Source organism: Sorangium sp. So ce887 (assembly GCF_051521455.1).
Taxonomy (GTDB): domain Bacteria; phylum Myxococcota_A; class Polyangia; order Polyangiales; family Polyangiaceae; genus Sorangium.
This window is the reverse complement of sequence record NZ_CP150354.1, coordinates 7867202-7887941: the sequence shown is the minus strand read 5'-3', so window position 1 is coordinate 7887941 and position 20740 is coordinate 7867202. Positions and strand designations below refer to the sequence as shown.

Below are 20740 nucleotides of genomic sequence, written 5' to 3'. Positions count from 1 at the left end.
CAGCGCAGTCGCCGGATCCGTTCGCGGCGGACGAACCCGTGCGCAATGGGCGCACGATCGTGCGGGCCGCGAGGCGTCGAGGGCTGCGATCGGACGGGAAGTGTCCGTTGTGGAATCGGCGCTCAGGGCGCTTCACGTCGCGACCGGCAGCAAGCAGGCTGAATCGCTCGCAGAGGCCTCGGTGAACACCTACGCTGGCGGGAGGAGGGCGCCCTGGCCGTCGGTGTCTGTCTCGGTCTCGGCCGCATCCAGAGGGAGCTCCACGATGAAGGTGGCGCCGGCGCCCGGCTCGCTCTCCACGCGGATGGTGCCGCCGTGCGAGGTCACGATCGAGCGGACGATGTAGAGCCCGAGGCCGAGCCCGCCGAAGTTGCGGACCGACACCGCGCGCTCGAAGCGCTCGAAGATCCTGGCCTGATCCGCCTCCGCAATGCCCATTCCGTGATCCCGGACCACGAGCGTCGCGCGCTCGGACTGCCCGCGCACGACGACATGAATGGGGCCGCCGGCGCCGTACTTCATCGCGTTGGACAGGAGGTTGATGAGGACCTGCTCCACGCGAGACGGATCCCAGCGCCCGACCACGGGCTCGTCCAGCTCGAGCTGGACGCCGCAGCGGGCGTCGGCGAGCTGCTGGCGCATGCGCTCGACGACCTCGCGCGTCAGGGCCGCCAGATCGACCGGCGTGCGCACGAGCGTCAGCCGCCCGGCGCTGAGCCGGGTCACGTCGAGCAGCTCGTTGACGAGGTGGGCGAGGCGCGCGATCTGGCGATTGAGGACCTGGAGCGCCGCGTCGATCCGCTCCGGGGCGATCTCGGCCCGCTGGTAGCGACGCAGCAGCCGCTCGATGAGGTGCGCCTGCATCTTCAGCGAGGTCAGCGGGGTCTTGAGCTCGTGCGAGGCGACGAGGAGGAACTCGTCCCGCCGCTCGATGGCCTTCTGCGCCTCGGCGAACAGACGGGCGTTGTCGAGCGCGAGCGCCGCGCGACTCCCCAGCTCCTCGGCCAGCCACAGGTCGGCAGGGCCGTAATGGCGCCAGGGCGCGGTCGCCAGCAAGGTCATGACCCCGAAGCACCGGTCGCGCGCGAGGAGCGGAACCCGGAGGAACGCGTGAATGCCGAGCTGCCGCAGGAGCGGCGCGGCGCCAACGTCGCCCACCTCGGGCCGGACCGGCGACGCCGCGGTCAGGGGCCGCAGCGCGTCCTTCACGGCGTCGACCAGCTCGTCGGGCACGCCCGCAGTGGCCGTGTGTCCCGGGGCGTCGTGATCAAGGCGCACATCGACGAGGCACTGGTCGGCCAGCTCGGGCACCGCGAGCCGCGCCACGCTCTCGAGGGTCGTGCTGTAGTCGAGGGCCATCAGCCTGCGGCCCGCCTCGGCCAGGAAGCGCTCGGCCTGCTCGGCCCGCTTGCGCTCGGTGATGTCCGTGGAGATGCCGCACAGCACGCCCGGCATGACCCCCTCGCCGAGCGGGAACTTGACCGACAGGAAGGTGTGCAGCCCGTCCTCCAGCGGCACCACCTCCTCCCACTCCATCGGCACGCCCGCATCGAGCACCTTCCGATCGTGGTCTTCTACGGCCGCGGCGCCCGGAGCATCGAAGAGATCAGCGAGCGTCGTTCCAAGGATCTTCTCCATCGGCAGGCGCAGGAGGTTGCCCACGTGCCGGTTGGCAAGCAGATGTCGTCCCTCGTGATCCTTCAGGTAGATGGCCGCGGCCGAGTTGTCGACGATGGCCTGGAGCGTTGCCTGGTTGGCCTTCAGCGCGTGCTCCGCCCGCCGGCGCTCGGCGTTCTCCTGCTCGACCTGGGAGTAGAGCATGGCGTTCTCCAGCGAGATGGCCGACTGCGAGGCGAGCAGCTCGAGCACGTTGAGCCGTCCGGGGGTGAAGGCCCCGGCGACGAGCCTGTTCTCCAGGTAGAGCAGGCCGAGCAGCCGGGTTTGCCGGACGATCGGGAGGCAGAGCACCGACCTCGGTCTCTTCTGGGTGAAATACGCGTCCTCCGAGAACGGGTGCCTGGCGGCGGCGTCGTCGAGCAGCACGCGCTCGTGGCTCCGGCGAACGTAGTTGAGGATGGACCGCGGCGGCGCCGCCGCCGGTGTCTCCGCCGCGCCGAGCAGCCGCGCCTCGCCGTCCGGCGCCTTGATCGCCGCCGCGGTCGACAGGCGATCCTCCCGGAGCAGGAGCACATAGCCCTCCTCGGCGCCCGCGTGCTCGACCACGATGCGCAGCAGCATCTCGAGCAGGCGCGGGAGCTTGAGCTCGCCGGAGATGCTCTGCGCGGCCTTGACGACCGACAGGACGTCGAACTGCTCGGCCCGCACGGCGAAGGTGGCCGTGGGGGCGATCGGCTTGCGCTCGACGAGATCGGGGTAGCGCTGGTCGAGCTGCTCCACCTTGGCGTGGGCGCCCCATCGGAAGTAGCCGGCGCGTGCCCTTCGCAGGTAGGCGCCTTCGGGCGTGGACAGGCCGCGCGCGCGGTAGAAGCCCGCGGCGAGCTCGCAGGCGATGGCCTCGTGCTGGACGAAGCCGCCCTCCCGCGCCGATGCGATGGCGTGCTCGTAAAGCCGGATGGCCTCCGGTTCCTGCCCCAGGAGACGGGCGATCTCGGCGCGGACGAGGGCGTGCTTGTGAAGGAAGTTCGGGGGGCAGCTCTCCGCCCACTCGCCGAGCTGCCGCTCGCACTCGAGGAGCCCTTCGGGGAGCGCCCGCGGCGGGGATGGCCGCCCTTCGTCGCAGAGGGCCGCGAGCGCGAGCGCGAAATAATAAAAGTTCTCGGCGATGAGCGCGTACGGCTCGGTCCTCCAGGGGTGCTCGACCCTCACGCGGGTCGCCGCCGCGACGGCCTCTCCCGGCGAGCCGAGCACGAAGAGCGCCTGGGCCTTCAGGCTGTAATAAAGGCCGCGAACGCCCTGCATATCCCCCTCGTTCAGCCGCGCTTCGAAGGCGCCCTGATCCAGCTCGGATCCATCCAGCATCGAGAAGTGGACCGGCCTGCCTCGCAGCGCCTGGATCATGCCGTGGCCGCCGAGGAGGGCGCCGTGAGCGAACTCGTATCCGGCCTTGCGCACGAAGCCGAGGCGGTCCTCGGTCTGGTGGAGGACATCCTCCAGCGGCTCGCCGCAGAGCAGCGGGAACAGGGAGGCCCAGATGCAGTTGAAACAGGCGTCGTTCAGGTTGCCGGACTCGATCGCGGCGCTGAAGCCGGCGCGCGTAAACGGATACGTCTCTCTGTAGTGGTGTGTCCAGAACACGACATGCTGTCCGAAGAGCGTGAACACCAGCGATTTCGTGCTGAGGAGGCCGCTCCTGTCCGCCAGGTCGCGGCCGAGCTTGCCGAATAGATAGGCCTCCTTGTAGCGCCCGAACCTCGGGCCGATCAGCCTCGCGAAGGCGGCGTACGCGTGAGCGGAGCTCTCGGCGTTGCCGTGGCGCAGGCTGAGCTTGACCATGTGCATGACGACGAGATAGTGCAGGTCCTGGTCCACGAAGATCGCAGGGCCGGTCACGCGATGCATCACGCCCATCGTGATCTTGATCTCCGGGAGCGTCATGGCGGGCAGATGGATCAGGTCCTCGATCGCCCGGTCGCCCAGGGCCTGCCAGACGCGCTCCGTCCCCTCTTTGATCTGCGCGTCGGTGGGGTGGAGCGGAAGAGGGACGTCGCGGGCGCGGAGCCATGAGAGCCCGATCTCCACCGCTCGGGCGCACTGCCCGCGGGTCTGGTAGAACGCGAGGGCGAGCTCGACGACGGCGGCCGTCTCGATCCTCGCGCGAGCCATGAGCTCTTCCAGGAGCCGCTCGGCTTCCTCGGTGCTGCCGGTGATGTACGCGGCGTGCGCGCGCTCGATGGTCAGGTCGTAGGCCAGCTCGTGCTGCGTCTCCCAGCGGTCCGGCGCGAGCAGGTCGAGGCCTGCGGCGAAGAGCGCGGCGGCAGACTGGTAGGCCGCCGCGGCCTTGGCCTTCCTGCCGGCGCGGAGGTTCAGCGCGGCGAGCTCGGCCCGCTCCGCCGGAGATCGGATGAGCGCGGCGCCGCGGTTGAGGTGGCCCACGATGTTGAAGAGCGCATCTTCGCGCTCCTCTGCGCGCTGGGCCTTCAAGAGTAGCTGGCCGATTCTCAGGTGCATCTCGGCGAGCTGTCCCGCCGGGATGAGCGAATAAGCGGCTTGCTCCACCCGGTCATGGAGGAACCGGTACGCGCCATTGCGGCGGAGGAGCAGCCCCTCCCGCACGGCCTCCTCGAGCGCCTCGCGGAGCCCTGCCGCCGGCCGGCTCGCGACGATCGCGAGGGTGTCGAGGTCCATGCTGCTGCCAAGGCACGCGGCGAGCTTGAGCGCGTCCCTCGTCGAGGCCGGGAGCCGCTTCAGCTTGCCCACCATCAGGTCGACGACGTTGTCGGTGAAGCCCTTGTCGCGGATCGCGGCGATGTCCCACCGCCACGCGCCCTCGCCCTCGTCCGCGTCGAAGGCGATGAGCCCCTCCTGGTGCAGCTCCATCAGGAACTGGATCACGAAGAAGGGGTTGCCGCCGGTCTTCTCGTAGACCAGCCGCGAGAGCGGCTCGACCTGCTCGGCCAAGGCGTGGACCGCGCCGGCGACGAGCGCTCCGACATCGGGGGCGGAGAGCGGCGCGAGGACGATGTCGGTGACGAGGGCGCCGCGCTTCCGCGCGTCGGCCAGCATGAGCGCGAGCGGGTGCGCCGGGCCGACCTCGTTGTCCCGGTAGGCGCCGATCAGCAGGAGGTGCGCGGCGCCGCCGTGGGCAGCGAGCTGCTCGAGCAGCAGGAGGCTCCCGGCGTCGGCCCACTGGAGATCGTCGAGGAAGAGCGCCACGGGGTGCTCCTTCTGGGCGCACGCGGCAACGAAGCGCTGGAGCGTCGCGTGCAACCGGCCCTGTGCCTCGGCCGGCGGAACCTCGGGCACGGGCGGCTGCGGGCCGAGGAGCAGCTCGAGCTCGGGGAGCACGCCGGTGAGCAGCCCGCCGCTCGCGCCGAGGGCCTCCTGCAGGCGCTGCCGCCAGCGCTCGAGCTCCTCCTCGCTCACGCACAGGATCTCCTGCACGAGCCCGCGAAACGCCTGGAGGAAGGCGTGGTAGGGGACGTCCCGCTTGAGCTGCTCGAACTTGCCGGAGAGGAAGAAGCCGCGCACGCGCACGACCGGCCTGTGCAGCTCGGCCACGAGCGACGACTTGCCGACGCCCGAGTAGCCCGACACGAGCACGAGCTCGGGCAGGCCCTGGGCCACGACGCGCTCGAAGACGGTGAGCAGCGACTCGACCTCGCGCTCGCGGCCGTAGAGCCGCTGCGGGATCTGGAACCGGTCCGAGACGTCGCGCTGCCCCAGCGGAAAGGCGTCGATGGCGCCGCGCGACCGGAGCTCGGCGAAGCAACGGTCGAGGTCGTGTCGGAGGCCGAGCGCGCTCTGATAACGCTCCTCGGCGGCCTTGGCCAGCAGCTTGAGCACGACCGCCGACAGCTGCGGGGGAATCGAGGGGACGATCGCGTGAGGCGAGGGCGGCGTCAGGGCGATGTGGCAATACACCCACTCCACGGGGTCATTCGCCTGGAAGGGCAGGGTGCCAGTCAGCATCTCGTAGAAGGTGACGCCGAGGGAGTACAGGTCGGTCCGCTCGTCGATGGAGCGGTTCATCCGGCCTGTCTGCTCCGGCGCCATGTACGCCAGCGTCCCCGCGATGAGCCCGTCGTGGGCGAGGTCCTCCGACGCGCGGGGCGAGAGGCAGGCGATCCCGAGATCGGTGAGCTTCACCTCCCCGGTGTCGGGGTTGTAGAGCAGGTTCTGGGGCTTGATGTCCTTGTGGATGACGTGGTGCCGGTGCAGCTCGGCGAGCGCGTCGGAGAGGCGCAGGGCGAGGGGGAAGAAGCGCTCGAGCGGCATCGGCCCGTCGAGGAGCTTGTCGAGCGAGCGGCCGCCGAAGTCCTCCAGGACCAGGGCCACCTGGTCGCCGAACGCCTCGATCGCGTGCGCCTTGACGATGACGGGCACGTCGAGCCCGCTGGCCACCTCGTGCTCGTGGCGCAGCCGCCCAAGGGCCTGGGGGCTGGCGTGGTCGCGCCGCAGGACCTTGAGCACGACCGGTAGTCCGTCTTCGTTGCGCCGCGCTCGGTACAGGATTGTGTCTGCCCCGGTGTGCAAGACCTCCAGCACGAGGTAGCGTGGACTCTGAGGCATAAAGAGATCTTCGGAAGCCGGAGCGGCCTCCGAGGCGTCGGCGTGGATCGAGATGTTGCCAAAAGCGCCACGCTTCGCCACGGGCAAATGGCGGCGCGCCCTCGCGCCGGCTCGCCTGCGACGCCCTCCCGTCACTCCCGCCGGGAGCGGCCGTCCCGCCGCGGGACGCCGTACCTGGACAGCACCTCACGGACCCGATCCAGAGGAATGGCTTCCACCGTACGGCCGTTCCCCGCGGTGGTCTCGGCCGTGAAGAGCGAGTCGTAAATGGCCTCTTCGGTCGCCTCGATCACGGCCTGGAACAGCGCAGACATCTCCTCGTTGGCGAGCTCCGTCGTCACGAGTTGCTTCGCGCCGGAGGGGCGCCGCACCGAGGCGCTCGTCGAAAAGGCGACAGCGTAGTCTCCGGATCCGTTTGCGGCGGAGGAGCCCGTGCGCGACAGGCCCAGGATCGCGCGGGCCGCGAGGCGTCCGAGGTTGCGGTCCGACAGCGGCGCGTCGGTCGCGACCACGATGAGGATGGATCCGCCGCCCTGATCCGGTTCGACTTCCTGGTCCGATGCCTGGTTCGCCTCGATCTCCGACCGAAATGCGTACCGGCCGAGCTCCTCTCCGACAGGCGCCCCCATCACCTGCAGCACGCCGCCGAAGTTCGACTGGACGAGCACGCCGGTGCGGGAGCCGCCGAGCGACGCAGGCAGCACCCGCGAGGCGGTGCCGATCCCGCCCTTCCACCCGAACGCGACCGTCCCCGTGCCCGCGCCGACGCACCCCTCCGGCACGGGCCCTTCGCGCGCCGAGGCGAGCGCCGCGCGCACGTGCTCGGCGGTGATCGGCCGGAGCCGGATCGCGTTGAGCACGCCGTCGTTTGTCTCGCCGACGACCGGGTTGAGCGAGCGGACTTCCTCCATGCCGGGCTGCGCCAGCATCCACTCGACGAGCGCGTCCGCCGCCCGGAACACGCAAAGCGTGCTCGTGAGGAGGAGGGGAGTCTCCAGCTCGCCCAGCTCGCGGACCTGCGTGGAGCCGACGAGCTTGCCGAACCCGTTGCCCACGTGGATCGCCGCGGGGACGCGATCGAGGTAGAGGTTCGCCCCGTGCGGGAGGACGGCGGTGACGCCGGTGCGGATCGCGTCGCCTTCGACGACCGTGGCGTGCCCGACGCGCACGCCGCCCACGTCGGTGATCGCGTTCAGCCGGCCCGGGTCGAAGATCCCGGGCGCGACGCCGAGCTCACGGGCGCGCACGCGGTCCCTCGCCGGTGCCCCGGATCCGGGCGTGAAGGGCGCGCGGCCTGCCTCGACCGGACAGGCCATCGCGCCCCGGCGGGGAGAGGCGATCGGCCGCGACGTGCGCCCGGGTGACGGGAGATGGTCGGCAGCGGTGTCTGGCATTCATGGGGAGATGCGGTATCAACCTCCGTGCCAGAGAGCGCGGCGGCGCGCGAGGTCAAGCTTCAGGGCGCCGGCAGGAGGACGCGCGCGCCGCGAGCGAGCGTCACGCCGTCCACGTGGCCCATCAGCGATCGCTCCGGCAGGACGACGTGGAAGTGCGTGTTCGACCCCATGTGCGTGAAGACGCCGTGGTGGCGCTTCGAGAAGAAGCCCACGAGCGTCCCCTCGGCGGCGGGGAGCGTCCCGCTCACCGACGCCCGGACATGGTCCGCGTGGCCGCCGCCGGTGGCGAGCTTTCTCCCGTCGATGACATGCCAGCTGAGATCGCGGAAGCCCCCGCGCACCTGGACCGGGACAGCGCCCTCCGTGTCGAGGCCGCGCTCCCGCAGCAGCGCCTCGATGCGCGCGTCGAGCTGCCCGTCAGGCACGTCGGCGTCGAGCGTCGCCTCCTGCCACCGCGCGACATTCGCCACCACGAAGAGCGTCGCCCGCTCCTCCGCCCCGGCGGGGCGCACGTCGAGGGTCCCGTCGTCGCGCGCATAGGAGGTCCAGATCGCGTCGTCGATGACGGTCACCTCCCCGCGCAGCTCGCTGAGCGCCCCGATCCCGAATGCGTGCGGGCCCGGCACGATATCGCCGATGCGCACGGCGGGCCCCGTCTGCCCCTCGTGCATGATCGCGCGGAGCGCGCCGAACGAGCGGACCGGCACCGCCGCCGGCGCGCCCGGCGCGGGCCCCTCGGCGGCCTCGCTCGAGGGCGTGCAGGCGGCGATCGGGGACATCAGGAGAGCTCCGAGAAGAACGCTAGACAGGCTCGCTCGTATCGCTCGTATCGCTCGCATGGGGCAGCTCCTCGGTCACGCGCGAGAGCGCGCTGTTCAAGACGTGCAACGCGCTCACCACGGCGGCGCGCTCCTCGCAGGGAATGGCGTCCAGGATCGACTGGAACCTCCGCAGGCTCTGCTCCTCCAGGCGCCCCGCCATGCGGCGCCCGGCTGACGTGAGCCGCAGGCGACGGACGCGCCCGTCCTCCTCGCTGACGTCCTGCTCCACCCGGCCGTCCTCGCGGAGGCGCTGGATCAGCCGGGTGACGTTGCTCTTGTCGATGCCGAGCGCCCTCCGCAGGTCGCTCTGGGAGAGCTGCTCGCCCGCCCGGTCGGCGTCCGCGAGGATCGTCAGGGCGTGGGCCTCGCGCGGCGCCACCCGGACGCCGCACGGCGTGCGCTCCTCGTCCAGGAGACCGAACCCGCGCACGAAGGCGCGAACCTCGGAGCGGAGCTCTCTCGTGGTCACCCTCCGAGGGAAACATAGATCGTTGCGATACGCAACCATCTCCGGGCAGGAAAGTTGCGTGGCGCAACCATCTCCGGCGCTGGGCTGGCGCTACCCGGTGAGCCCCGGGACCGGCTGCGTCCGCGCGAGCTCGTCCGGGTGGCGCTGGAACCACGACGAGAGCAGGAGCACCTCGTCGATCTCGCTCAGCGGCACCGGCGCGGCGGCGGGCTCCGGGGGGCCGTAGACGTCGGCCGCGAGCCGCGCGAGCGCGCGGCGATCGTCGTCCGAGCGCGGCGCCGGGGCCTCGGCGCGGACGCTGCCGCGCCGGACGAGGTAGACGCGGTCGTCGCCGTCGTGGCCAGGGACGGTGTAGAGGAACGAGAGCGACTCGAGGGCGAAGCGGAGCCGCTGGAGCTCGCCGCGGAGGGCCGTGAGGCGCTGGATCCGGTCGCGCAGGGCGGCGGCGCGCTCGAACTCGGCGCGCTCGCGGCAGGCCTCCATCTCGTCGCGGAATCGGCCGATGGGGCCTTCGCTGCGGCCCTCGAGGAAGGCGCGGGCGAGCGCCACGCGATCGCCATAGTCCCGCGACGAGCAGCCCGCGACGCAGGGGCCGAGGCAGCGCTTGATCTCGTAGCGAATGCAGCCCGGCGTGCGGCGTCCGAGCGAGAAGAGCGTCTGCTGATCGTCGAAGCGCATCGGCACGTCCTCGGCGCAGTCGCGCAGCCCGAGCGCGTTGGAGAGCGCGCGCACGGCCTCGCGGACGCGGCCCCCGCCCGTGAACGGGCCGTAGTAGAGGGCGCCCGGATCGCGCGCCGGGCCGCGCACGACATGCAGCTTCGGCGCCGGTCCGCGCGTGATCTTGATGAAGGAACAGCGCTTGAGATCGCGCTTCATGGCCACGTTGAAGCGCGGCCACAGCCGCCGGATGAGCCTGAGCTCGGCGAGGAGCGCCGCGAACTCGCTCGGGCAGTACTCCCAGGCGACGTGGCTCGTCGCGCGGAGGATGCGGGCGCCCTTCTCCTCGGGCTCGCAGCGGAAATAGCCGAGCAGCCGCGTGCGCAGCCGCTTCGATTTGCCGACGTAGAGGACGGCGCCGTCCTCGCCGGCCATCTGGTAGACGCCGGGCCGGTTCTCGGCGCCGGCCCGCACGAGGCCGCGGAGCAGCGCGATCCGCTCCTCATCGCCTGGGCCCTTCCGGGCAGGGAGCAGCGCCGCGCGCGGCATCGCCCGATATTCTTGCGAAGCCGCGGCGGACGCGCAAGGCGCGCCGCGCGGAGCCGAGCCCGCGCGGCCGTCGAGCCGGCCAGGCCGCCAAGGCGGTCTCCCAGCGCGCCGAGGTGCTCCTCTTCGAGGTCCTCGACAACGGCCTCGTCGTCCTCGGGGTGTCGGCCTACTGGCAGCAGATCATCGAGGGCGTCATCATCGTGGCGGCCGTCTCTGTCGACATCCGCAAATACCTGCGGGAGCGCTGAGGCACAGCGCTCGATCCCGGTGGATGGGACGCGCGGCCTGGAAGGGAACAAGCTCGATGGAAATGGATCACGAATCCCGGAGGACCGTTGCTGCGACGGCGGGGGCGCCCCGCGGTGCGCATTTCGCCCATGTTGCGGGGGCGGCGCTTCTTGTGGCGCAGGTGCTGTTGGCTTGCACGAGCGACACCGGCGTCGGTGGCGGGGGCAGCGGCGGTGACGGGGGTAGCGGCGCAGGCGGCGGCAGCGGAGGAGACGGCGGCGGCAGCGGCGGCAGCGGCGGCAGCGGAGGAGACGGCGGCGGCAGCGGAGGAGACGGCGGCGGCAGCGGAGGAGACGGCGGCGGCAGCGGCGGCGGCGGAGATGGCGGTAGCGGCGGCGGCGGAGACGGCGGCAGCGGCGGCGGCGGAGACGGCGGCAGCGGCGGAGACGGCGGCAGCGGCGGCGGCGTCACGGTCTCGGCCGCGTTCTTCGACGACTTCACGTACACCGGCATCGCCGATAGCAATCTCACGAGCCGGTGGTGGGTGCGGACGACCGACGGAGCGCCCGGGGTCGCCGGCGCGCAATGGCCGGCGTCCAATGTATCGTTCATCGACGATCCCGATCTCGCCTCGAACCGGCTGCTGCGGCTCAAGGCGACCACGAGCGGATCCGGCGCGAGCACCTCGCACGCGGAGCTCCAGTCCAACGACGACAAGTTTCGCCTCGGGACTTACTCCGCCAGGGTGAAATTCAGCAACACTCCCCTGACCGGGACCCGGCACCTCGGCGACAAGCTGGTCGAGACGTTCTTCACGATCAGCCCGTGGATCAACGACCCCGAGACCGATCCCAACTATTCGGAGCAGGATTTCGAGTACATGCCCAACGGCGGGTGGGGACAGGGCAATACGAGCACGTTGTGGCTCACCTCGTGGGAGACGGCCTCGCTGGAGAGCACGCAATCGAACCAGGTAGCGGGGGACCAGTCGGGCTGGAAGAGGCTCCTCATCCAGATCACCGAGTCAGGCATCCAGTACTACATCGAAGGCACGCTGCTTTGCACGCACGACGCCGCCTACGTCCCCGAGACGAACCAGCACCTCGACTTCAACCTATGGTTTGACGAGCTCGCTGCCGGAGAGTCCGCCCCGCGGACGTACGCCGAGGACGTCGACTGGGTTTACTTCGCGAAGGATATCCTCCTGTCGCAGGCCGAGGTGGACGCGCAGGTGGCCGGCTTCCGGGCGTCCTCGATCGCCCGCGAGGACACCCTGCCGTAGCGCCGCCGCTCAGGGCCGGGGGTGAGCGAAGAGGAAGTCGATCACCGCCGGCGCGAAGTCGGGCGAGAGCGTCGGGATGTGGCCGGCGCCTTCGCTGGTCCAGAGCTCGGCGTGGCCGCCTGCGTCGCACCCGTCGGCGTACCGCGTGATCTCGGTCTCGTCCCCCTCGATCGAGCTATCGAGATCGAGCTTACCGTCCAGCGTCTCGGTCGTCGGCTCGCAGCCGTCGAGCGTGGCCCAGTCCTCGACGCTCGTCACGGCGCCTGGATAGGCGACATCGTTGATCAATCCCCCCTCGTAGAGGATGTCCGCGTCGGCGGTGCCGTGGATCTGGAGCACCGCCACCGGCTCGGAGGGCGCGCACTTCGAGGCGTCGTCGGGCATCGCGCCCGCGAGGCTCACGACGGCAGCGATGGCATCGGCGTGCTCACACGCCATCCGGAAGGCCATGAAGCCGCCGTTCGAGTGCCCGACGAAGAAGACACGCTTTGGATCGACCGTGTAACGCGCCTTGATGTCCTCGATCACCTCGCGGAGGTACGCCGAGTCGTCCACGTCGCTCATGTAGAAATTGCAGCAAGCGTCGCTCGCGTTCCAGAATCGAGCGCCGTCCGGGTTCGCCGTACCGTCGGGGGTGGCATAGAGAAATCCCCTCGACTCCGCGAGGTGCTTCAGCCCGAAATACTCCTCCTGTACGGCGCCCGACGCCGTGAAGCCGTGAAGGAGGATGACCAGCGGGGCGGGCGTGCCTTCTTCATAACTCGGCGGGACGTAGACCTCGACGGGTCTGTCGCCCCCGATGGGATCTGCGCCGCCCTGACCCCCCTGCCCAGCTCCACCGCCACCACCCTGCCCACCGCCGCCGCCCTGCCCACCGCCGCCGTCCCCTGCGCCGGTCGAGCTGGCGGTCCCGGTGGTCGCAGAGCTGGAGGATGGACCTGGCTCCTCGCTGGACGAGCAGCCCATGGCGGCGAGGAGCAGCGAGCAGGGAAAGAGCACGGTGCAGGCAGAGCGACGTATGCGCATAGCGCGAGCCATACGCGGCCCGGCGGGCCGGTACAAGTGGCAGCGACGCGCATCGCCCCCGTGCCGCCGAGCGCCGGGATTGAACCTGTACGATCGCGCGAATGACGTGGTGTTGCCGTGCGACGCGGCCCTCGTCCTTCCACCTGCGGCCGGTCAGTGGTCGTCCGGGGGCATGAGCCCGCGCACGAGCTTCTGCGCGCTCGCCATGCTCGAGACCACGCTGTGGTGCTGGACGGCCTTCTCCACCGCCGCCTTGAGCCCCGACACGTCGCCGTTCTTGTCGAAATAGCCGAACGCTTTGTGGGTCGAGAGCAGATCTTGCTTCTCCAGGATGTCCTGGAACGCGGTGTAGAAGATGATAGGCACCTTCGGGTAAAGCGCCTTGATCTTCAGGTACGCCGTGAGACCGTCGATCCCCGGCATGCGGATGTCCAGGATGACCAGGCTGGTCATCTCCGTCACGGCGACGATGCCCTCCTGAGCGCTCGCGTACAGGCGCACGTCGTAGTCGTGACGCAGCGTGAACGCGAGCGCGGACCGCATCCGCGGGTCGTCGTCGATCACGACCACGATCGGTCGCTCCTTCTGGGGCGTCTCCGGCGCCTCGTCCGAGGCCCCGCGAAAGCGCCTGCTGAATTTCGCCGATGTCATCTTGGCGCCCCCTTTTCAGTTCCCGGCGAGGTTGAGCTCGATACGGCTGGCATTGGCGCCGGCCGGCTGCGACTGTCCGCGGGACGCCGCGCGCGGGAGCCGGACGACGAACGTCGTGCCGCGCTCCGCGTCGCTGTCGACGTCGATTGTCCCGCCGTACATCGCCACGATGCGAGAGACGAAGCTGAGCCCCAGACCCACGCCGGTCGTCGGCTTCGTCGAGAAGAACGGCTGGAAGATCTTCGAGAGGTCGTCGGCGGAGATCCCGTCCGCGTTGTCGCTGACGGTGAGGAGCTGGAGCTCCCCCTCATCGACCGTCTCGATCCGCACCCGCCGGCCGCGGCTGTCGCCGACCAGGAGCAGCGCGTCGCGCGCGTTCAGGACGATGTTGTTCACGATGGAGTCGAAGTGCGACTCGGACCCGAGGACCGCCGAGCCGCCGCGGAGATCGAGCTCGACCGACACGCCCTGGCGCGCGAACTCGTCGCGGTGCCGCGCCGCGACCGACTCGACGATGCGGCGGAGGCTCACGACCTCGTTGCCGGCGAGCGCGACGCCGAGCTTCGAGTACTCCAGGATGCTGTTCGTGACGCTCAGCGCGCGCGCCGTGCAGTCGCCCACCATGCAGAGCACGCTGTCCAGCGTCTCCTCGGCCTCCTCGATGTCGCCCAGCCGGGCGAGGACCGGCTTGAGCTTGCCCTCGGGGATGTCGTCCTTGAGCAGGTCGAAGAGCTCACCGAGCCGGGCCGCGTTCTTCGCGCACAGCGTCTGGCCGCCCTGGGTCACGGACCCGAGCACCATCGCGGCCCCCGAGAGGGCATTGCGCATCTCGTGCGCGAAGCCGCCCGCCATCTGGTTCTCGACCGCCTCGCGCTCCAGCCGGACGATCGTCGCGTGGGCCTCCTCGAGCTCCGCCGTGCGCTCGCGGACCTTCTGCTCCACGCCGGTGTAGAGCTTCGCGTTCTCGATGGATATCGCCATCTGCGAGGACAGCATCGTGAGGAGCTCCAGCCGATCCTGGGTGAACGTGCCGGTCGCGGTGTTGTTCTCGAGGTAGATGGCCCCGTAAAGGCCGCTGTGGTGGACGAGGGGCGTGCACAGCACCGACCTGGGGCGGCGCTGCGCGACGTAGTCGTCGCGCTGGAACTGCCTGTCTGTCGAGGCGTCGGCGAGGACGACGCTCTCGCCCGTCCGCGCGACGTACTGCACGATCCCGGCCGAGACGAGCGGGCGATCGCGCGCCGTGGCCTGGTCCAGGAGCAGCCCCGGGAAGCGCGCGTCGTCGCGGCCGTCGGTCCAGTCGACCTCGGCCTCGACCCGCAACCCGTCGCTGTCGTGGAGCACGAGGCAGCCGCGCTGGGCGCCGGCGTTCTCCATGGCGACCGACATGAGCTTGACGAGGAGCCGGTCGAGCACGATCTCCCCGGAGATCGCCTGCGCGGCCTTCAGCACCGTCCGCAGGTCGAGGCGGGACGCGCCGAGCGAGGTCGTCGTGACGAACGTCCGCGAGGGCGCGACCTCCGGCGATCGCTGCGAGACCGCCTCGCGCGGGGCGAGCTCTGGATACCGCTCCGCCAGGTCCTGCGCCTTGCGGACGGCGCCCCAGAGGCTGTAATTGTAGCTCGCGTCCGCGAGGTACACGCGCGCGAGCTTCTCCTTGCCCTGCGCGAGCCAGAACCGGCCCGCCAGCTCGCAGGCCACCGCGGCCTCGTTCACGTAGTCGTGCTCCGACGCGGACGCGATGGCGCGGTCGTACAGGTCCAGGGCCTCGGCCACGCGGCCGTCGAGCCGCGCGAGCTCGGCCTCGACGAGCAGGTACCGGTGCAGGAAGTTCTCGGTGCACGTCTCGGACAGCGACTTGAGCTTCGCCTGGTTCTCCGACACCTTGGCGCGATAGCGCTCCTTGTCTTCGGGCGAGGCCGCCGGGTAGAGCGCCGTCATGGCGAGGGAGTAATAGAAGGTGTGCAGCGGCGTGAACACCTTGCCCGTGCTCGCGCCGAGGGTCGGCTCCGTCTCGGCAGCGTGCTTGTAAGCGAGCTCGTATTCGCCGAAGACGAAATAGAGCATGGCCTGCGCCGTATGGATGTAGTTGACCGTGTTGAAGTTCCTCGTCGCGTACAGGCCGGGGAGCGCCTGCTCGGCGTCGAAGAACTCTCCCTTGATCTTCGCCCCGAGCTCGGACCTGCCGGTGAGGTTCCGGATGACCTGCCGCCACACGCTGAGCTGGTTGATGACCTGCTCTTGCTTGAACCTGAAGACCTCCTCGATGTACCTCTCGAACATCGACTCGAGCTCGAGGAGGTTCTGCCCGGAGACGGCGCCGCAGACGAAGGCGTTGATCAGGCAGTACGCGGCGCTCTCGGCGTCGCCGTTCTCGGCGTAGCTCAGGTATCCCTCGATGAGCGGCGCCTGGCTCTCGCGCGCCGGACGGTAGAAGTGCCGCGAGAGGCCGTAATAGAAGTTGTAGACGCTCGCCTTGTAGAGCGGCTCGTCCCGGCGCCGGTGCACCTCGATCGCCAGCTCGCCGAACTGGGCTCCTGTCCTGATGTCGCCCACGCCGGCGTTGACGAGGACGCTGAACGCCGCGAGCGCATAGGACGAGAGCGGCGACTCGCCGTGAGCCATCGTCAGGTCGAGCGCGCGGCAGATGAAGAGCCCGAGCATCTCCGGCGCGGCGAAGTACGACGCGTGGATCGCGCGCCGGAGGATCACGAGCGCCGCCAGCTTCGGGGCCTCCGTCATCGGAGGGAGCTCGGCGAGGCGCCCCTGGCCGAGCGCGGCGACCTGCTTCGTCGTCTTCGTGTAGGCGTCGAGGAAGTCCTGCATGCCGGGGCTCGCGGGGAACGCCTCGCCGAGCTGCGCGAGCGCCTCCACGGCGGTGTCCACGGCCTCGCGGAACTCCGCCTGGGTGTGGTGATAGAGGATCAGGAGCTCGTAGAGCTTGCTCCTGCTCATCACGTCGCGGATCTCGCCCAGCGCCGCGTCCACGAGCTCCTTCATGGCGCGCCAGTCGGCGTTCATGCACGCGGCCTCGGCGGCGCCGAGGTGCAGCGCGCTCGTCAGCGCGTGATCGCTCTGCCAGGCGCCCGCGGGCAGGAGCGCGAGGCCCTCGGCGAAGTAGCCGCGCGCGGCGTCGAAGGCGGCGGAGAGCAGCGCGCGCCGGCCCGCGAGGAGGTTCAGCTCCGCGAGGCGCCGCCGCTCGCCGGCGTCGCTCAGCAGGTCGGCGCCGCGGTTCAGGTGGTAGACGATGTCGAAGACCTCCTCCTCGGGGTCGCGCCCGCCCAGGCTCCGCAAAAGGAGCCGGCCGATGTCGGCGTGGAGGCCGCTGCGCTCGCCGTCCTCGATCATGGCGTACGCGGCCTGCTGGACGCGATCGTGGAGGAACCTGTAGTCCGGGAAGACGAGCGGCGCGCCGAGATCGTCCGGGGCCGCGGGCTCCATCGGCGACAGCGGGACGATGAGGCCCTCGTGCAGCGCGGGCAGGAGGTGCCGGTGGGCCTCGCCGCGCGTCTCCTCGAGGATGACAGCGAGCCTGCCCAGATCGAAGCGGTTGCCGAGGCACGACGCCGACATGAGCGCTCGCTGCGTGTCCGCCGGGAGCCCGCGGAGCTTGCCGATCATCAGGTCGACGACGTTGTCCGTGATGTTCCTGGACTCGATGTAGGCGACGTCCCAGGTCCACGCCGCGCGGCCGGCGTCGTACCGCAGGCATCCGGTCTGGTGCAGCGTGCGGAGGAACTCGTTGACGAAGAACGGGTTGCCGCCGGTCTTCCGCGCGACCAGCGCGCCGAGCGGTATGACCGCCGCCGCCTCGGCGCGCAGCGCGTCCGCGAGCATCCGGCAGACCATCTCGGTGCCGAGCGGCCCCGGGGAGATCTCGCGAACGACGGCCCCCTCGCGTCGCAGGGCGGCGAGCGCGGTCGAGAGCGGGTGAGCGGCCCCGACCTCGTTGTCGCGGTAGGCGCCGATCACGAGCAGCCCGCGCAGCTCGGCGTCCGTCATCAGGAGCTCGATGACCCGGAGCGACGCCGCGTCGGCCCACTGCAGGTCGTCGAGGAAGACGGCCAGCGGGCGCTCGGCGTCGCAGAACACGCGGACGAAGTTCTGGAGGACGCGGACGAAGCGGTTCTGGGACTCGGCGGGCCCGAGCGCCTGGACGGGCGGCTGCTCGCCCACGATGAGCTCGATCTCCGGGATCACGTCGACGAGGACTTGCCCGTTCACCCCGAGCGCCGCCTTGATCTTCGACCGCCACAGCGCGAACTGCGCCTCGGGCTCGGCCACGATCTGCCGCACGAGGTCGCGGAACGCGCTGGTGATCGCGGTGTACGGGGTGCTCCGCTTCAGCTGGTCGTACTTGCCGGCGACGAAGTACCCGTGCGCCCCGGTGATCGGCTTGTACAGCTCGTGCGCCAGCGCGGACTTGCCGACCCCCGAGTACCCGGCGATGAGCATCAGCTCGGTGCCGCCGCGCGCGACGCGATCGAACGCCTCGAGCAGCGCCTCTACCTCGCGCTGGCGCCCGTAGAGCTGCTGCGGGATGCGGAGGTCGCCGGAGGCGTCGGCGCGGCCCAGCGGGAACGGGGCGATCTCGCCCGCGGCGTCGAGGCGCCGCTGGCACTCCTCCAGGTCGTGGAGGAGGCCCGCCGTGCTCTGGTAACGGTCCTCGGCCGTCTTCGCCATGAGCTTCATCACGACGTCCGACAGGGCCTCCGGTACGCTCGGGCACCGCGCGCGCGGCGGGGTGGGGTCGAGGGCGATGTGGCAGTGCACGAGCTCCATGGCGTCCGTCGCGCCGAAGGGCGGGGCGCCCGTGAGGAGCTCGTAGAAGGTGGCGCCGAGCGAGTAGAGATCGGTGCGATGGTCGAGCGACCGGTTCATGCGGCCGGTCTGCTCGGGAGAGATGTAGGCGAGGGTCCCCTCGATCACGGTGGGGCTCTTGCTCGACAGCTCCTCCCGCGAGAGCCGCGTCGAGATGCCGAAGTCGATGATCTTGACCGTACCCGCCTCGCGGTTGAATACGACGTTGGACGGATTGATATCCTTGTGTATAATTCCGCCATCATGGACATCGTGAAGGGCGCGCGTGACACCGATCGCGAGCGGGAGGAACTCCGCGGCGTCGAACCGGCCGCTCTGCAGGTGGTGCGCCAGCGAGTGGCCTCCGAAATCCTCGAGGACGAGGAGGAGCCCTCTCTCGTTCCGGCACAGGTCGAGCGCCCCGACGACGCCCGGCGCATGCAGGTTGCGGAGCACCGCGTATTCATGCCTGTAGCGCGTGAGCTCCGTCTGGCTGGGATAGTCTGAGCGCAAGAGCTTGAGGATGACGGGGCGCTCGTCGCCGGCGCACCGGCCTCGGTAGACGAGCGAATTGCCGCTCTCGTAGATCTTGGCGACCGCTTGATAACCGGAGATCGTCAGCATCTCACCCCTTGACTGACGTGGACGTGCCCTGACGGCACGGCGTGGCCGGCGGCTGTTGTGTCCTGGATGATACCACGAAGACACGTTGCGGCAGGACGAATCTCGCCGCGGGAGGGTGCGTGGATGTCTGTCCTTGATGCCTGTTCTGGTCCAAGGTGATGCCGCGGTATCCAGATAGGCGAGGTCTCCGGACAGGCCGGAGGGGCGACGAGCCGCATGGAGAGGAGAGCCTGCACACCTACGGTGACGGAGCGCAAAGGGAGGAGCACGCTGCCCGCACATCCCGACCGTGCAGGGGAGGGGATACGACGTGGGTGAACCTGTGCACCTGGCGCCTTTGACGGCGCCGTTCGGCGGGGAGCCGGTGGCCGTCGTCGTGTCATGGCGTTCCGGAGGAATTCACGTCGGAGCGGCTGGGCGCGATAGCGAAGGGGAGAGTCGCCGGAACATTTCTGCTCTTCATGGAATGCTTGCGTTGCAATGCATGCGGGACGTAGCTTGATGCCATGTCGATACGATGCATGCGAGTCGTCTGGTCACTGATTCTCGTCGCCTTGCCCGCGGGCTGCACTGGAGAGTCGGGCTCGGCGGCAAGCGGCGGCGGCGCGGGGGCGTCGAGCGCGAGCGGCGGCGGCGCGGGGGCGTCGAGCGCGAGCGGCGGCGGCGCGGGGGCGTCGAGCGCGAGCGGCGGCGGCGCGGGGGCGTCGAGCGCGAGCGGCGGCGGCGCGGGGGCGTCGAGCGCGAGCGGCGGCGGCGCGGGCGGCGATCCTGGGCCAGGCGCGTGCGGCGTCACCCAGGACCGTATCCGCATCACCGAGATCGACGTTGGAATCCGCGTGATCAACAACGAGGACGAGGCCGCGCTGATGCCGCTCGTCATCTCGCCAATGCCGTCCGGCGGGTCGCGCCTCGCATGGATGAGCGACGACGATCAGGTCCACGTCGTCCAGCTCGACGCAGGTGATCAGGCCGTGGGCCCCTCGCTCGGCCTGCCGGCGAACGACCTCTCCGATCTGCTCGCCGATGACGCGGGCGGCGTGCTGCTGCTCACCCGCGATGCCGAGGGCGGCGGAACGTTGAATTGCGGCGCACCGGCGAACCTGTGCGGCACGCCGCCGTCCCCTCCGGTCCCCTGTCACGACATGTACATGGTCCGCTTCGACGGCGCGCGCGAGACCTGGGCGACCAAGCTCACCAGCTCGAGCGCCGCGCTGCCGCCCTACTCGACCGGCCCCACCGGTCCCAGCGTGTTCATGATCTGGTGGTACGCCCACCACGGCCGCATCGCCTTCGACGGCGCGCGCTATGCGGGCTATTTCGGCGCCGCGATCAGCGTCTCGCAAGGGGGGTGCATCAACATCCACCAGGGCGATCGCATGAAGGTGGTCGACGCCGGCGGGGAGCTGCAGCGGGACGGCTTCGACTGGGGCTGCAGCCACAGCGGCTACGAGCGCATCCTCTGGGACCCCAGCGCCGGCAAGTTCGTGACGGTGTGCAAGACCGACAACAACAATCGTATCGCGCTTGCGCCCGATTACACGACCATCGCTCCGGTCGATCTCGCCTACTCGAACCTGGGGAACCTCGTGACGGCGAATGGCGGCGGCTACTGGCTCACGGCGAGCGATATCCGCCCGGGCCAGCCGGCGGGCTCGAACGGGCTCGCGGACGTGCGGCTGCTCCACTTCACCGACGGCGCTGCGGACAAGGACATCACGATCGCCGACGGCGCCGGCCTGAACCACCGCGCTCCGCACCTGGCCGCCTACGGCGGCTCGCGCCTGCTCGCGGCCTGGGAGAGCACCCCGCGCGCCGGCGATATCGCCCGCAACGATCCGGAGCGCGCGCTGTACGTGCAGACGCGCGATCGCGCCACCGGGGAGGCCGAGGGCGAGCCGCTGGAGGTCGACGTGCTCGGCAATCGATATCAGGACTTCGTGGCATTCCCCGACGGGAGCGTGGCCTTCGCGGCGCCGGGCAGCACGAGCACCAGGATCCGGGTGCTGCGCATCCTGCCCTGCGAGTAACGTCACGAAGGCGCGCTGGG

The 20740-nt window shown here is 70.4% G+C and carries 11 protein-coding genes; 3 read left to right on the top strand and 8 right to left on the bottom strand.

Features of this window, described 5'->3' with window-relative positions:
* Nucleotides 1-189: 189 nt before the first annotated feature.
* From WMF36_RS29095 to WMF36_RS29075, 5 genes are all read right to left on the bottom strand, one after another.
* Entirely contained in the window at nt 190-6189 is a 6000-nt protein-coding gene (locus tag WMF36_RS29095; protein WP_437574028.1) for an AAA family ATPase, read from the bottom strand.
* Between the two features lie 131 nt (nt 6190-6320).
* The gene (locus WMF36_RS29090) at nt 6321-7436 is read right to left on the bottom strand and encodes a P1 family peptidase (protein ID WP_437574027.1); all 1116 of its coding nucleotides are present in this window, start codon (nt 7434-7436) and stop codon (nt 6321-6323) included.
* 209 nt (nt 7437-7645) lie between these two features.
* Nucleotides 7646-8365 carry an acetolactate decarboxylase gene (locus WMF36_RS29085; protein ID WP_437574026.1) on the bottom strand — a complete coding sequence of 240 codons (720 nt, stop codon included), beginning with the start codon at nt 8363-8365 and terminating at the stop codon, nt 7646-7648.
* 22 nt (nt 8366-8387) lie between these two features.
* Complete coding sequence (locus WMF36_RS29080) at nt 8388-8876, bottom strand: MarR family winged helix-turn-helix transcriptional regulator (RefSeq protein ID WP_437574025.1); 489 nt, start codon at nt 8874-8876, stop codon at nt 8388-8390.
* Between the two features lie 90 nt (nt 8877-8966).
* Nucleotides 8967-10082, bottom strand: a complete 1116-nt coding sequence (locus tag WMF36_RS29075) for a GIY-YIG nuclease family protein (protein WP_437574024.1) — start codon at nt 10080-10082, stop codon at nt 8967-8969.
* Between the two features lie 113 nt (nt 10083-10195).
* Between WMF36_RS29075 and WMF36_RS29070 the strand changes: the two genes are divergently transcribed.
* Together WMF36_RS29070 and WMF36_RS29065 are read left to right on the top strand one after the other, a co-directional pair.
* Nucleotides 10196-10330, top strand: coding sequence for a hypothetical protein (locus tag WMF36_RS29070; protein ID WP_437574023.1), 135 nt, complete (start codon nt 10196-10198; stop codon nt 10328-10330).
* Nucleotides 10331-10491: 161 nt separating this feature from the next.
* Entirely contained in the window at nt 10492-11592 is a 1101-nt protein-coding gene (locus tag WMF36_RS29065) for a glycoside hydrolase family 16 protein (protein WP_437581976.1), read from the top strand.
* Nucleotides 11593-11601: 9 nt separating this feature from the next.
* Here the strand turns inward: WMF36_RS29065 and WMF36_RS29060 are convergent, their stop codons facing one another.
* From WMF36_RS29060 to WMF36_RS29050, 3 genes are all read right to left on the bottom strand, one after another.
* On the bottom strand, nt 11602-12618 hold the full coding sequence (locus WMF36_RS29060) for an alpha/beta hydrolase family esterase (protein WP_437574022.1): 1017 nt from the start codon (nt 12616-12618) through the stop codon (nt 11602-11604).
* A gap of 153 nt (nt 12619-12771) precedes the next feature.
* The gene (locus tag WMF36_RS29055) at nt 12772-13269 is read right to left on the bottom strand and encodes a response regulator (protein WP_437574021.1); all 498 of its coding nucleotides are present in this window, start codon (nt 13267-13269) and stop codon (nt 12772-12774) included.
* 15 nt (nt 13270-13284) lie between these two features.
* The gene (locus WMF36_RS29050) at nt 13285-18693 is read right to left on the bottom strand and encodes a trifunctional serine/threonine-protein kinase/ATP-binding protein/sensor histidine kinase (protein ID WP_437574020.1); all 5409 of its coding nucleotides are present in this window, start codon (nt 18691-18693) and stop codon (nt 13285-13287) included.
* Nucleotides 18694-19214: 521 nt separating this feature from the next.
* Between WMF36_RS29050 and WMF36_RS29045 the strand changes: the two genes are divergently transcribed.
* Nucleotides 19215-20720, top strand: coding sequence for a hypothetical protein (locus WMF36_RS29045; protein ID WP_437574018.1), 1506 nt, complete (start codon nt 19215-19217; stop codon nt 20718-20720).
* Nucleotides 20721-20740: the final 20 nt, after the last annotated feature.

Coding starts and splice junctions, on each gene's coding strand:
- WMF36_RS29095 (WP_437574028.1), bottom strand. CDS start 6,189: ATGCCTCAGAGTCCACGCTACCTCGTGCTGGAGGTCTTGCACACCGGG.
- WMF36_RS29085 (WP_437574026.1), bottom strand. CDS start 8,365: ATGTCCCCGATCGCCGCCTGCACGCCCTCGAGCGAGGCCGCCGAGGGG.
- WMF36_RS29075 (WP_437574024.1), bottom strand. CDS start 10,082: ATGCCGCGCGCGGCGCTGCTCCCTGCCCGGAAGGGCCCAGGCGATGAG.
- WMF36_RS29060 (WP_437574022.1), bottom strand. CDS start 12,618: ATGCGCATACGTCGCTCTGCCTGCACCGTGCTCTTTCCCTGCTCGCTG.
- WMF36_RS29055 (WP_437574021.1), bottom strand. CDS start 13,269: ATGACATCGGCGAAATTCAGCAGGCGCTTTCGCGGGGCCTCGGACGAG.
- WMF36_RS29050 (WP_437574020.1), bottom strand. CDS start 18,693: ATGCTGACGATCTCCGGTTATCAAGCGGTCGCCAAGATCTACGAGAGC.
- WMF36_RS29045 (WP_437574018.1), top strand. CDS start 19,215: ATGCGAGTCGTCTGGTCACTGATTCTCGTCGCCTTGCCCGCGGGCTGC.